Consider the following 15373-nt stretch of genomic DNA (forward strand, 5'->3'; position numbering starts at 1 on the left):
TAAAAACCTCTCTTTCATAAGTAAATATTACCTTAAATCTAGCCTTTAAACCAAGCTTATTGCTCAATCTAATTCAATATTTTGAAGCGATTCCCTTTTTTTACGCTTCATACGAAGTGTAGAAAATAACAATATTAAGCCCAAAACTAGGATAATTATAGCGATAATTGTCATCGGACTTCTCTCACCAGTCGATGGTAATTCGATATTACCTTTGTTTGTTATATTACTTGAAGAGTTTTTGTTTTTATTGTTATTCATTGAATTTGTTGTATTTGGTTTTGGAAGGTCTTTTATATTTGTATTACTACGAATGTTTGAAAGTTGATCTTTTAATGATTCTAAATGATCATTAGGAGCAGCTAAGTTATCAGGGACTTCATCTAACGTTTCATCTAAAGTAATATCATCGATACTTTGAGTTTCTGATTCTGAATTCGACTCATCACTTAAGGTTTCTTCTATCGTTTGTGGTGAAATTTCTTTTTGAACATATTCATCATAATAGCCAGACGAACTCATCGAATTTATAACCCATTGTTGCGAACTATCATCAAAAAATACTAATTTCACTTGATATCTTTGGTGAATACTGCGAACTAAATCAATGGCTTCTTCATTTGTATGCATATTTGAGTTTAAATAATTAACGAGTTCGCTCTTTATGAGCTCGAAAGCCTCAGTATTAATACTGTTAATATAATTCCATTGATTCTCTTTTAAGTTGATTACTTTTTGATAGCTCTGTATAAATTCATCTTTGTTATTATTTTTTATATAAGCTCTTTGAGCATATTGGGCCAAGGTTTCTATATCAATTAGATTTAACTCTTTTGCGTAACTATATGTTTCATAGGCTAGATTATCTAAAACGATATTTGGTTTATCAGATAGAGCATTTTCCAAAGCTTGTTGATCTAACTGTCTACTATATAATCGATAGATGTCTTCGAAAGCAACTTTCCGATAAGCTTTAGCAATTATCTTTTCTAAATACGAATCAATTTGAACGAGATAATCGTTTAATGAAGTTTGGCTGTTCAGTAATATCTGATCAATAGATAAATATTCAGACGAATATGGATATAACTGACATTCATTGTAAGCGGCTTTAGATTGACTTGTGTTTTCTTTATTAGCCTGTAATTCATTTAGTGTAAAATTTAAATTGGAATAGTTCTGTTCTACGACATTACGATCGGCAATTAATTGATTTAATGCGACTTGAATTTCTTGGATATAAGCTTGCCATTCCAACACTGATTCGTGATTTGCTACAAGTTTTAATTGTTCTTCTTCACTTAAATACATAAACTCAGGGTCCAATTCAGCTTGAAGTGCATATACCTCTTCGATAACGATGAGTAGTTGTGAATTTGCCCAGTCAAGAGAGTCCACCTCCCCGCTTTCTAACAAAGCAATATGATTATTAATTTCATTATACTGTTCTTGAACTGACTGTAATTCCGCTTCAACCTCTTCAATTGTTTTATTGATTGATTCGGATTCAAGAGTTTCATCTGTTGGGTTTTGTAATATGTTTAAACAATCTTCAAGTGAGATCGATTCATAATTGATGTCTTGAGTAATAATGTAAGGGGCTGGTGCTTCCTGCGCGAATACTGAACCAAAAGAATTAAGTAATAAGTTTAATAACGTCATTGATATGATAATTTTTTTCATAAATAACACCTCCATATATAAATACGTAAAAAAGTGTCATTTCCATTATTTTATTTATTGACTTAATTAATATTTTTTCGAATTATTAATTAAGACAACAAAAAACAGTTAGTGAAACAGATTTACTTTCACTAACTGTTTAAATTATCTCTATTAGTCTAAATATTCAACCACTTCTACTTTATTAGTATAATATCGCATTCTTTGTTCTAATTCCGCATACAACTCACTTGCTTGAGCTAAGCCGTATTCATCAGCATCAGCTAAAGGAACTACAGAGTATACCGGAGTTTCTGGCATACCGAAATTAAAGGTCGGCATGAATCGCATCGAATCTAAGACAACTTCACCATTACCAAGTTTATTAAATGTATATTCGGTAATACCACCTACTTTTGTATCAATTTCATATTGACCTGTTAAAAAGTTCCCATGCGAGAACATACCTGCTTGGCTCTCATTATAATTAATAAATGGTTGTAAGACATGCGGGTGTCCGCCTAGGATAAAGTTTGCTCCAGCATCACGCGCTGTTTGCATAACTTCTAATTGCCATGTATTAGGTAAGTAATCATACTCGTTCCCCACATGGAACATGATAACTGATACATCTACTACCGTGTTCAATTGCTCAACTTCTAGTGGGATTAAATCCAAATCAATGAGTGATAATAAGTATTCTTGATCTTCTGGTAAGTAGTTTCCATTCGCATCATTCGCATACGACAGAAAACCAACTGACATATTTCCTACGTCGATGATTCGAGATGTATTATAATCGTCCCATGACTCATAACTGCCAACATACATCATATCACGCTCTTGTAAAGCATTAATTGAAGCATATGCTCCGTCTGAACCTAAATCAAGAGAATGGTTCGTTGCATTATTAACAATATCAACACCTGCGTTTTGAAGGGCATCAACAATCTCTTCTGGTGAATTAAAAGTTGGATATGTTGAAGGTCCAAATACACTCCCTGCTGTAATCATCTCTAGATTCGCTGTAGTAATATCCGCATTCTCTAAATACGGTCTAACCCCATCAAACATATGATCAAAACTATAACCATCCCCAGTATCCGCATCATAATAAACCGTATCATGAACTAAAACATCCCCAATTGAGCGTATAGTTACAGAATCAACGACTTCATAATCACTACCCGAATCATTCTCATTGGAAGTGTCAATTACTTCCTCACTGCTCACTTCCTCGGATTCAGCCACCGATTCCCCCTCTTGGCTAGCCAATTGGCAGCCTAAAAGGAGAAGCATTATACCGAGAAATAAACTTATTAATTTTATATTATTTAATCTCTTTTTCAACATTCACGCATCCTTATTCGAATTCTATCAGTAAGTCTCCTGCTGTAATTTGATCCTGTTCTTTCACATAGATCCTTTTAATTACTCCAGCTTTAGGTGCTTGAATCGCATTTTCCATTTTCATTGCTTCAGTAATAATTAATACATCATTTTGTCTCACATGATCACCTTCTTTAACATTTACCTTAAATACCGAACCAGGCATTTGCGCTCCGACATGATTCAGATTTGAACGATCTGCCTTTGGACGAGCTACTGAAGATAAATCAACATTATTATCAATAATCTCTACTTGTTCAGGCATGCCATTTAGATTGAAGTAAACAATGCGTGTACCATTTTCTTTAAGTGGTCCAATACTTGTTAGTTCTACTAAGAGGGTTTTACCCGGTTCAATATCAACGACGATACGTTCATTTAACTTCATACCGTAAAAGAAGGTTGGTGTATCAATTATATCAACTTGACCAAAATCTTCAATAAAGTTTAAATATTCTCTAAATACTTTAGGATACATTCCCAGACTCAACATTGAGTTCATATCCACATCTTTATATAGCTTTTCATTCAATTCCTCTTCCGCTTCTTTGAAGTCAAAAGGTGCTAAGTGATTTCCTGGTCGGTCTGAAATCGCTAAGTCATTTTTTAGAACTACTTTTTGTAATTCTTTATTCATCCCCCCCGCAGGTTGACCTATCTCTCCTTTAAAGAAAGAAATAACAGATTGTGGGAAGTCTAACGTCTCTCCTTGAGCAATAACAGAGGTTTCGTCTAAATCGTTTTGAACCATGAATAAAGCCATGTCTCCGACAACTTTTGAAGATGGTGTCACTTTTACAAGATCACCAAATAAGAAGTTTACTCGGTGATACATGTCTAAAACTGCATCATAACGATCACCTAACCCTAAGGATTGTGCTTGCATACGTAAGTTACTATATTGACCCCCTGGCATTTCATAATCATAGACTTTTGTCCAAGCAGTTGTTAAGTCACTTTCAAAAGGCGTGTAATACTTACGTGTTTCTTTCCAATAATTTTGCATGATATCGTTCGCTTCAATGTCCACATTAATATTACGGTCAAGCCCTAGACGAGTATAATACAAGGCATTCGCATCTGGCTGTGAATTTTGACCTGATAGAGCTGCATTAGCGGTATCTACAATATCCACTCCAGCATCAATCGCTCTTGAGTAAATAGCCACTCCAGTACTTGTTGTATCATGTGTATGTAAATGAATTGGCAACGACACTTCTTGTTTCAATGCTGAGATAAGTTGATAGGCTGCCTCAGGTTTTAAGACACCTGACATATCTTTAATCGCAATCGTATGGACACCAAGTGCTTCCAATTCTTTCGCCATATTTACGTAGTAATCTAATGTGTACAAACTTGAACGTTGTGGATTTAGGATATCGCCTGTATAACAGATTGTTCCTTCAACGATTTTTCCAGTCTCTAACGCTGTTTCAATTGGGAATTTTAACGCTTCTAACCAGTTAAGTGAATCAAAAATTCTAAAGACATCGATGCCCTCTTGAGCACTCGTTTTAATAAACTGTTTTACTAAATTATCTGGATAGTTCTTATAACCTACCGCATTTGAAGCACGTAATAACATTTGGAATGGAATATCTGGTATTAATTGACGTAAGTCACGTAATCTTTGCCATGGACTTTCTTTCAAGAAGTTATAAGCAACATCAAACGTTGCTCCTCCCCACATCTCTAATGAGAAGTAATCACGCATCGTTTCATTCATAAATGGCGCAATTTCACGCATATCTGTTGTTCTTAAGCGAGTAGTTAAAACAGATTGATGTGCATCACGAAGTGTTGTATCTGTGAGCAATGTGTTTTTCGTATCTAGTATTGCTTTAGAGACAGCTTCGGGTCCTTGTTGATCTAATATCTGTTTAAATGATAAAGTCTTCTCATCGTGCGGTTTTGTCCAAATTTCTCCTGGTGTACTGAACGATTCACGGTGAATATTTGTACGGTGACCTTTGATTTTAGGCACTTGTCTCAATTCAAAGTGAGGTTTTTCAGTTTTTTCAATTCCTGGAAAGCCATTGACAGTAACATTCGCAATATACTTCAATAGTTTATTCCCACGGTTTCTTGGAGGGACAAAATCGAATAATTCCTTGTGCGTATCAATAAACGATACATCATATTCACCAGAGATAAATTGTGGGTGCTTAATAATGTTTTCAATGAAACGAATGTTTGTTTTTAGACCCACGACACTCATCTCTTCTAAAGATCGTCTTAAGTTAGCAATCGCACCATCTTTGTGAATTGAATACGTTGAAATTTTAACAAGTAATGAATCATAGTAAGGGGTGATATTCGCCCCACTATAAGCATCACCAGCATCTAAGCGAACACCAATCCCACCTGGAGAACGGTAACCGATAATCTTACCAGAATCAGGTGCAAAATTATTTAAAGGATCTTCTGTCGTGACTCGTGCTTGAATAGCGTAACCATTTAAACGAATGTCTTCTTGGCTAGGGAAACCAATCGCTTGATCAAATAATGATTCACCATCCGCAATTAAAATTTGTGTCCGAACAATATCTAAACCAGTCACCAATTCTGTAATTGTGTGCTCAACTTGAACACGTGGATTTACTTCGATGAAATAAAATTCATTTCCTGAAACTAAAAATTCTACAGTACCGGCATTAAGATATTCGATATGATTCATTAATTGTAGTGAAGCATCTGTTAATTTTTCACGCATTTCAGGACTTAAATTAAAAGAAGGTGCCACTTCAACAACTTTTTGATGACGACGTTGAATCGAGCAATCTCTTTCATATAAATGTACGACGTTGCCATGTGTATCTCCTAAAATCTGTACTTCAATATGTTTTGGTTCATTAATGTATCTTTCAGCATACATGCGGTCATCACCAAAAGAGTTTTTTGCTTCGGATTTTGCACGGTCATACGCACTCTCAATCTCATCTTCAGACGAAACAATACGCATTCCTTTACCCCCACCACCGCTAACAGCTTTTAACATAATCGGGTAACCATGTGCATTGGCAAAAGCTTTCACGTCTTCTAATGAATTGTCATCTGTCACTGTGCCTGGAATGATTGGCAATCCTGCATCGATGGCTGTTTCACGCGCACGCGTTTTATTACCAAACATTTCTAAATGACGCAGTTCTGGACCAATAAAGATAATACCTTCTTCCTGACAACGTTTCGCAAACTCATAGTTCTCGCTTAAGAAACCATAACCTGGATGAATGGCATCAATGTTTTTCTCTTTAGCTAAAGCAATAATACCTTCAATATCTAAATAAGCCCCCGTCGGACTTAATGTTTCGCCTACCAAATATGATTGGTCGGCTTTTTGTCTGTGGAGCGATCCGATATCTTCTTTAGAATAAATCGCTACTGTTTCAATGCCTAATTCCTTACACGCACGGATAATTCGAATGGCGATTTCACCGCGGTTGGCTATTAATATCTTGTTAATTTTATTCATTTACTCAACTCCAATTTATTTACTATTTAATTCCAAATATTTAATGATTCATTTTGAGCATGATGCTCAGCTTCTCTTAAAAGCTTCTCATATGAATTATTAGGCGGATTAACATATCTCACTCGAGCTAATCCTTCTTCTAATAATACTTCATTCACTAATACATCATCACTATACACATAGGCTAATATACGATTGTAATTATCTGTAGGTGGACCAACATCTAGTTCGATATATACTTGATCCGCTTCCTCCAGTAAAGTTTCATTCATTTCTTTAGCTTCCAGAGCAAATGGTGCGGGAACGCCACTGTCATAATTCATTTCTGGTGTATCGATGATTAAGTATCTAACGGGAATTTCATATCCATTCAAAGCAATTCGCATGGTATCTCCGTCATTTACAGAAACAAGTTCAACTGGAATCTTTTTCAATGTCGGTAACACTTCAAAATTATCTCCATTAAATTCACTTGAAATTACTTCGGCGTCTTGATTATCAATGACTGTATTGGATGAATCAAAATTTAGTAAATCAGGTGCAAAGAATATAACCAAAATAATAATAATGGTTGATAAGCCAATGCCCATTTTATTATTTCGATTCCCTAACTGTCTTAATAATCGACGTAAGAGTGTTTTATTATTCAAGCAAGCCCTCCGTTCTATTAAGTTAAATATACACAAGCAATTATATCATAATTATTAGACTGATTTACGCTTTTATTAGTAAATTTTAATTTTAAAGTGTTTAAAGTTTGATATAGCCAAAAAACCCCCAACAAAAGATTGTTGAGGGTGTATAAAAAATGAATTATAACTGAACGCTTTCTTCATCTGGCGTTTGGCGCACCTCTACCTTTGTCCCTTGTTCTGAAATTGATGACAACCAATTAATTTGTTGACTATTCAATGAGACTCCAGGTGCAATAGTTTTTCCTCCACCTGAAGGAGGTACACTCGCCAATGTGACTAATGGGATAGAAAAGCCAAGATTCATAATAATTTTCAAATCTGCAATTGTTTCAAAGATTAATAATGGATTTTTTTCTGGATTCAATTTGTTTAACATATTTATAGCTTTACTCATACTATAATAACGACAAGTAATCCCATCCGGTACTGCCATATCTAAAAGACCTTGTTGCATTTTATTTTCTGAAAGTTTGTCATTTACGACAATAATAAGATTACTCTCGACTTCACTACACCAAAGTTCGGCTACTTGCCCATGGAGAAAATGATCGTCAATTAGAGCCATTCTTACACTAGACATCGCATCTCTTTCCTTTCTAAATTTACATTCAGCGGATATGTTACGCCACTTAAGAAATAAGTGCAACACTTTTCATTTAAAACACACAAAAAAATGACTCAGTTTGATGAAATCAATAAAAAGAAATCACTAATTTAGATAATCATTAGTAAAGAATTAATATTTAAGGTATAATGTTATCTGAACTAACAAGTAAATGGATAGAGGTGAAAAAATGTACTTGAAAACAACATCAAATAATCATTCTGAATTTTACACAATTATGGATGAGTCTTCCATTTTAAAATCTAAAAAGATAAATAGACGGATGCAAATTCAAAAGAGTGATTCTGAGTTATTTTTCCGTTTTAATCAATCAGTGAGATTAACTTCTGATATAGGACTTGCATTAATTGTGTTAACAACAACACCTGAAGATGAGACAAGTTACCAAGAATTTATCTTAACTAATAGTATTGATCTAGTTCCAGGTGTCTATTTCAACACTCTCGCTATCACAGAAGAATGTAGTATTTTTATGGAACCTCTTGGGAAAGATTCTCCTAAGACAGTTCCTACAGCAAAAAAAATTGCGATTCGAAAATACGAACCAAAACTAACAATTGAAAAACTACATACTTTGTTCTATCAAATTAAGATGGCGCCTTTCGAAAGTCTATCAATTCCAGGTGATTATTACGAACTTATTATTGTTGATCAAGGTGAGTTAATTCATCATGTTGATGATGAGGAATATGTTGCTAAAAAGAATGATTGCTTTATCTATCAACCAGGACAAGTAAGAAAACAAAGCGTTACGAAAGATGGAATAACGTCTTATTTATCTATTATATTTGATGCAAAGGGTTTAACTCCTACAGCAACAAATCAGATCATACACTTAGGTTCTCAAAACACAGCTTTAATTGAACGAATCATTGAATTATCGAATATTACAACCAATGATAGATATACAGATGATGAAGTGTTATTAAACTTAAAATTTATTCTACTTAAAATTGTTCAAGGTGAAGCGAATCATACCGAAAAGCCAACCACATCGATGCGTGAAAATTATGAAAGTGAATTATTCCAAGCTATGGTCGATTTCCTTGATGCACATGTTGAAGACCAAAACCAAGTGAGTGATTTAGTTGAACATTTCTCATTATCAAGATCAACCATACAATCGTTATTTAATAAATATGCAAATACAACACCAAAAAATTATATAAATACCATTCGATTAAACCGAAGTAAACAAATGATTCAAGAAACGCAAATGACCTTATCGCAAATAGCGGATTATCTTGGCTATGGTTCGATTCAGTACTTCTCTCGAGCATTTAGTAAGCAATTTGGTTTAAGCCCTTCTAGCTATGCTAAATCAATTGTTTGAACAAGTTAAACTTGCATTAATAAAAAAAATCCACTCCTTAAGTTGTTGACTAACTTTAAAGAGTGGATTTTTTGTATTAAGCTAATTTTGCTAATAAATCTGGACGGAATCCGTTAAAAGGCTCTTCCCCATCGATTTCAACTACAGGAAGTGATTGAAAGCCTAATGATTTAATATGATTAAGTGCTTCCTCATCAGCAAACACATCTAGTGTAGAATATTCGACACCTTTATCATCTAAATATTTTTTCGTAAAGTTACATTGCATACAATTTGGTTTTGAATAAACAGTAATTTTTGACATGGATATGACCTTCTTTCTTTTAACTAATAAACTCATCATACTTTATAACTAAACAAAAAACAACTACATATTGATTGCTTTGTTAATTTCGACACAATATATAGTTATTTTTCGCAATGATGATGACACTGAAACTAATTCATTATAAATGGATATACGGCTTCATGGTGTCCGACATAATCCGTAAAATATAATTTAAAATTATATTTATTCTGATAAGTTTGGACTAATTTGTATAATTCGTCTTCTTGGCCTTTTTCTTTTATTTCACTGAACTGACCAATAACTACAAACTTCATTCTATCCAAAATATTCAATAAATCAAGTTGTGAAAAGTAGCTGCGCATTTTATTAATATCACCAGATAGACCTTCAAGTAGTAATCCATCAGCATTATCAAGATTAAAATAAGGTGTCCCAGCTAATTTTAAATAGCATCGGATATTTCCACCAATAATAATTGCACTTTCATCTAATTTGTTTGGTGTTGTACTTCCTCTATTGATCCGTTCATTATTAAATAGCACACGTTTAAAACTATCTTTTGCAATGCCTGATTTGTCTTTGACAATATTAGTTGCTAAAAAGTTTACAGCTTTAACGTTTGTTTTTAATAATAATGCATTAATAATCACTGTATTATCACTATAACCTAAATAAAATTTATCAGAGATAGATTCAATTGCTCGCCAATCATCTTCAGTAAATTGGTTTAATACTTCTAACGCTAAGTCTCCTCCTGATAAGTCGAAAATAGCTTTGATATTAGGATCTATCAAGGCATTGTATAATTCTTCTTTTCGGTAAGTAGCGTCATGTGTTTCATTATTAATCGGATCTATGTATATAGTAGGGCTTATATTAACTTTAAGATTAAATTCATTAACCAAACAATCATATAAAGATGTTATCTTTAATCTTACTTGTTCATCTAAGTCTAGTCCGTTTGAACAGCCAAGCAAGATGACTTCATCATCAGAATTCAGGTGCATATTATCATCACTTTCTATATCAAGTTTTTTAAGAAGCATTTGCCTCAATCTCTACTAATTTTTCCATAAGTTCGTGCAAATGTCCAATTTCTAAACTAGAAATTTCTTCTTTGCTATAAACATTCGCAATTTTTCCTTGATGGAGGACAACAATTCGGTCACCATATTTAATTGCGTCTTGCATATGGTGGGTAATCATTAAAGTAGTTAAATTATTTTCTGTTACCATTTTGTGTGTCATTTCCATGACTTGTTTAGCAGTACGTGGATCTAACGCTGATGTATGCTCATCTAATAATAATAGTTGTGGCTTTTGAATCGTTGCCATTACTAAAGAGATGGTTTGTCTCTGTCCACCAGATAAATATTCTATGGGCAAGTCTAAGCGCTTCTCTAAATCTAAATTAAACTGAGAAATATACTCTGCCATTTCAGCTTTATTTTCAGCATTTAATGATAAAGACAAACCTCGTTTTTTACCACGTTTACTTGCTAACATTAGATTCTCAAATACAGACATTCGAGGAGCCGTCCCCATACTTGGATTTTGAAACACTCTTGCTACAATACTAGCACGTTTTATTTGAGGGATTTTTGTAATATCCGTATTATTTAATAAGATACTTCCTTCATCGGGTTCGATATACCCTGTAAGAGTATTAAATAACGTGGACTTCCCTGCTCCGTTTGTTCCTATTATAGCAATAATTTCACCTTGTTTTATAGAGAGAGTAATATCTTCTAACCCTTTGACAATATCTCCAGTTCTTCTTTGAAAAACTTTGGATACATGGTTTAATTCTAAATAATTTTCTGTCATGATTACACTCTTCTTCCTATAATTTCCCTAGTTTTGCTTTATTTAAACCCATTTTCTTAGAAATAGCTGGTAATGCTAGGAATATAGCTAATACTAAGGCTGAGATTAATCTAAAGTCGTTTGGATTAAAACCTAATTGAAGTACAAATACAATAATTAAGCGATAAATCACAGATCCAACAACAATTGAAATAAAACGCCCAGATAATTTCATTTGTTTTCTAAAGATAACTTCTCCAATAACAATTGAAGACATAGCAACCACCACGGTTCCTGTCCCCATTTGAACATCTGAGAACCCATTGTCTTGGGCAACTAATGCTCCACTTAGTGCAATAAAACCATTGGCAAACATTAATGCTAGACGTTTCATTGTATTTGTTTTAATTCCAAAAGAAGCAGCCATAATTTCATTATCACCGGTTGCAATAATCGCTTGACCTAAATCTGTCTTAAATAAATAAGTCATAAAAAAGATAACAAGTAAAACAACAATTAAGCCAACAATAGCTCTTTGATATTGGACACTTTCAACAAATTCACTTAAGTAACTATAAATCGTATTAAAACCACGTAAGCTTAGGTTTGGACTCCCCATAACACGTAAATTTATCGAATAAAACCCAGTTAGGGAAATGATACTAGCCAGTAAAGCAGGAATGTCAAAATACGTAGTTAATATTCCTGTTACTAAACCAGCTAACATTCCAGTAATAATAGAAGCAAAAGTGGCGATAATTGGGTTAACACCCATTGTAATTAATGTAACTGCCGAAGCAGCACCTAAAGTGAATGATGCTTCACTGGTTAAATCGGCAAAGCGTAAGATTCTGAAACTAATGTATAGTCCCAATCCCATAATTCCCCATAAGATTCCTTGGTAAACTGCACTAAAATAAATACTCATACTAACAACTACTCCTCACCTAAACGGTCCTTAATATCCATCACTTCAGAAGTAAGTTTTTCTGGCACTTCAATACCTAAACGATCTGCTGTTTCAAAGTTAATCACAGGTTGTAATTCTTCTAAAAACTGAACCGGTGTTTCTCCTGGATTAGCACCATCGATAATTTCTTTAGCAACATCGGCTGCTAATAATCCAATATCTTTTTGATTAATTGCAACAGCTGATAATGCCCCTTGTCCTACCATCACGTCAACCGTTGTAAAAACTGGAATACCTGTTGCATCTGTAGCATCTAATAATGTTTCAAAGGCACTTGCAATGGTGTTATCTGATCCAACATAAATCGCATCAACTTCATTAGCTAAAGTTTGAGCCACTAATTGCATGTCCATAGTTGAAGCTATTCCTTCAATTTGAACTTCTAAGCCCATTTCTTCAGCAACTGCTGCTGCTTGTTCAGTTTCTGCCAATGAATTATCTTCACTTGTTGTATAAATCATTCCAACTTTTTGAACATGTGGTTGTAATTGTAATAATAATTCAAATTGATCTTCATAAGGTACAGCATCACTAGCACCTGTAATGTTTTCACCTGGGTTCTCTAAATCATCAATAATTCCTGCTGAAGCAGGATCAGTGACTCCTGCCATAATTATAGGAATATCTGATGTGGCATTTTGAAATGCTTGCGCTACCGGTGTCGTAATGGCGAAAATCATATCAGGTTCTTCAGCAACGACACTTTGAGCAATCGTTGAGAGGATGTTTAAATCTCCTTCAGCGTTTTGGTAATTAATTGTTAAATTTTCTCCTTCAGTGTACCCATGTTCCGTTAGACCATCATAAACTCCTTGACGGATATCATCGAGTGAACTATGTGTAACTAATTGAACAACTGCAACATCTAGTGATTCTTCTTGAGCGAAAACCTCTTTTGTTGTCTTACTAGATACAATTACTAATGCCAGTGCAACCATTGCTAAGATAAGTTTTTGTAATTTTTTCATTTTTATTCTCCTTTTTTAAATAAAAAACAGCCGACACATACAATCTATGTGTCAGCTTAATAAAGCATAAAAAAAGACCACATAGATTGTAAGACTACAAACTCTATGTGGTAAACTGGATTAAGAGCCACATAGATACAGTTTCAGTTAAATTCAAACTGGGCTGTATCCATGGAACGGATTCCAAGTCTACAACCTATCTACGCCAGCTTTGCCAGATTAAATTAATTTTGTTGTTAACTTGGTTCGTCATATTCATTGGCCCCTTTCTTATTTGTTAATACAATAATACAACCTCGTTAAATATATGTCAACCATTTCTATTCTTTTTTTAATCTCTTTTTAATAATCGGCTACGTTTTGATAATTAGTAATTTCAGCCTATTTAATGTACAATAATAGTCTAGTAAAATCATGTGATTAAAGGAGGTTTGGTTGATGTCATTTGATGGCTTTTATACACACAAAATAACAGAAGAGCTAACTTCCAAACTAAAAAATGGACGCATACACAAAATTTATCAACCGTTTGAACAAGAATTACAATTTGTTATACGAGCAAATCGTACCAATTACCGACTCGATGCTTCGATCCATCCAATCTACTATCGCCTGCACTTAACTGAGGTAAAAGCAAATAACCCACAGCAAGCGCCAATGTTTTGCATGCTGTTAAGAAAACATCTGGAAAATGCAACAGTATTGGATATTCGTCAATATGAAAATGACCGAATCATCACATTTGAATTAAGTGGCCGGGATGAATTAGGTGATTTACAAAGTTATTTACTTATCTTTGAATTAATGGGTCGCCACAGTAATATTATATTAGTTAATCCCGTTACGAATAAAATTATTGATTGTATTAAACATATTCCACCAAGTATGAATAGTTTTAGAAGTTTACAACCAGGTACAGAATATATCCTACCACCTAAAAATGAAAATCAAGAAAATATCTTGACACTGAGTGATACTCAATTAAACGAATTCGCAACTGAAAACCAAGAATTACTTGCAACTGGTAAAGCATCTAAAGTAATTCAAGGAATGTCAGGTCTTGCGAGTAAACAAATTACCGCGTGGATAAATGACGACCAGCTAACAGCTTATCAAGCCTTAGAAAAGTACTTACATGAGCTAAAGACAGGTCAACCCGTTATATTTAGAACTGATAACCAAATGAAATTTTACGCGATGGATCTACCCTATATTGAAGGTGAACGAGATTATTATGAATCATTAAGTGAATCACTGGATGTCTTCTATAATCAAAAGGTGCGTTTAGATCGAGTTAAGCAATTATCTGGTGATTTAATTCAAAGAATCAAACAAATCATTGAGAAAAATTATCATAAATTAGAAAACTTAGAAAAAGATAGACAAGTCGCCCAAGATGCGGATGTTTATCGTCTAAAAGGTGAATTAATCAATGCCTTTTCGTATCAAATCGAAAAAGGTCAATCATCTACTGTTGTAGCTAATTATTACGATAACAATGAACCTTATACCATTGAATTAAATCCAAGAAAAACACCATCTGAGAATAGTCAAGCATATTTCAAACGCTATACCAAATATCGTGACTCGTTACGCTTTATTGAAAAACAAGAAAAATTAGCCCAGCAAGAAATAGAATATTTAAATTCAGTTCTTGTACAGCTTGAACAAGCAGAAATTGAAGACATTGAAGATATTAAAGCCGAGTTAATTCGAGAGGGTTATGGCGGAAAACGTAATAAATCTGATAAAAAACGAGCTAAATCAAAATCTAAACCGCGTCGCTACAAATCAAGCGACGGTGTAATGATTTATGTTGGCCGTAATAACCAACAAAATGATGAATTAAGTATGCGTAAAGCAAGTAAAAATCATTGGTGGTTACATACTAAAGATATTCCTGGTGCCCATGTGATTGTTGAATCAGACAAACCAAGTGATCAAACGATGACAGAGGCAGCTGAGATAGCCGCTTACTATTCTAAATCACATAATTCTGCAAATGTACCTGTTGATACCGTTCAAGTGAAGCACTTACGTAAACCCAATGGTGCTAAACCTGGCTATGTCATTTACGAAGGTCAAAATACACTGTTTGTCACACCCGTTGAGAAAAAAATTAACGAATTAAAAATAAACGATTAATCGAAAAAACAACCCACTG

Annotated in this window: 12 protein-coding genes; 2 read left to right on the forward strand and 10 right to left on the reverse strand. The window is 33.9% G+C overall.

Translation table 11 applies throughout. From position 1 onward, the window contains the following. Window positions 1-63: 63 nt before the first annotated feature. The 5 genes from HW423_RS02895 to HW423_RS02915 all read right to left on the reverse strand — a co-directional run bounded on the left by HW423_RS02895 (window position 64) and on the right by HW423_RS02915 (window position 7798). A complete protein-coding gene (locus tag HW423_RS02895) occupies window positions 64-1683 on the reverse strand; it encodes an LPXTG cell wall anchor domain-containing protein (protein WP_218930448.1) in 1620 nt (539 codons plus the stop codon). 153 nt (window positions 1684-1836) lie between these two features. Further along, window positions 1837-2913: a CapA family protein gene (locus tag HW423_RS02900; RefSeq protein ID WP_328803113.1), complete on the reverse strand. Its 1077-nt coding sequence runs from the start codon at window positions 2911-2913 to the stop codon at window positions 1837-1839. Window positions 2914-3025: 112 nt separating this feature from the next. Beyond that, complete coding sequence (locus HW423_RS02905; RefSeq protein WP_218930449.1) at window positions 3026-6523, reverse strand: pyruvate carboxylase; 3498 nt, start codon at window positions 6521-6523, stop codon at window positions 3026-3028. Between the two features lie 26 nt (window positions 6524-6549). Beyond that, a complete protein-coding gene (locus tag HW423_RS02910) occupies window positions 6550-7173 on the reverse strand; it encodes a thermonuclease family protein (RefSeq protein WP_218930450.1) in 624 nt (207 codons plus the stop codon). Between the two features lie 163 nt (window positions 7174-7336). Beyond that, window positions 7337-7798: a PTS sugar transporter subunit IIB gene (locus HW423_RS02915; protein ID WP_218930451.1), complete on the reverse strand. Its 462-nt coding sequence runs from the start codon at window positions 7796-7798 to the stop codon at window positions 7337-7339. 214 nt (window positions 7799-8012) lie between these two features. Here HW423_RS02915 and HW423_RS02920 point away from each other — a divergent pair, with 214 nt between their 5' ends. Continuing rightward, entirely contained in the window at window positions 8013-9176 is a 1164-nt protein-coding gene (locus HW423_RS02920; protein WP_218930452.1) for a helix-turn-helix domain-containing protein, read from the forward strand. Between the two features lie 76 nt (window positions 9177-9252). Here HW423_RS02920 and nrdH read toward each other — a convergent pair whose 3' ends face one another. The 5 genes from nrdH to HW423_RS02945 form a co-directional block, all read right to left on the reverse strand. After that, entirely contained in the window at window positions 9253-9480 is a 228-nt protein-coding gene (gene nrdH, locus HW423_RS02925; protein ID WP_218930453.1) for a glutaredoxin-like protein NrdH, read from the reverse strand. Between the two features lie 134 nt (window positions 9481-9614). Beyond that, window positions 9615-10511, reverse strand: coding sequence for an LD-carboxypeptidase (locus tag HW423_RS02930; RefSeq protein ID WP_218930454.1), 897 nt, complete (start codon window positions 10509-10511; stop codon window positions 9615-9617). After that, a complete protein-coding gene (locus HW423_RS02935) occupies window positions 10501-11292 on the reverse strand; it encodes an ABC transporter ATP-binding protein (protein ID WP_218930455.1) in 792 nt (263 codons plus the stop codon). The genes HW423_RS02930 and HW423_RS02935 overlap by 11 nt, the downstream gene beginning before the upstream one ends. Window positions 11293-11308: 16 nt before the next feature. Further along, a complete protein-coding gene (locus HW423_RS02940; RefSeq protein ID WP_218930456.1) occupies window positions 11309-12199 on the reverse strand; it encodes an ABC transporter permease in 891 nt (296 codons plus the stop codon). An 8-nt stretch (window positions 12200-12207) separates the two neighbouring features. After that, window positions 12208-13209, reverse strand: a complete 1002-nt coding sequence (locus HW423_RS02945; RefSeq protein ID WP_218930457.1) for an ABC transporter substrate-binding protein — start codon at window positions 13207-13209, stop codon at window positions 12208-12210. Between the two features lie 438 nt (window positions 13210-13647). On the opposite strand from HW423_RS02945, the gene HW423_RS02950 reads away from it, so the two are divergent. Continuing rightward, window positions 13648-15354 carry an Rqc2 family fibronectin-binding protein gene (locus HW423_RS02950; protein ID WP_218930458.1) on the forward strand — a complete coding sequence of 569 codons (1707 nt, stop codon included), beginning with the start codon at window positions 13648-13650 and terminating at the stop codon, window positions 15352-15354. Window positions 15355-15373: the final 19 nt, after the last annotated feature.

The organism is Ruoffia halotolerans (assembly GCF_014049385.1).
GTDB lineage: Bacteria > Bacillota > Bacilli > Lactobacillales > Aerococcaceae > Ruoffia > Ruoffia halotolerans.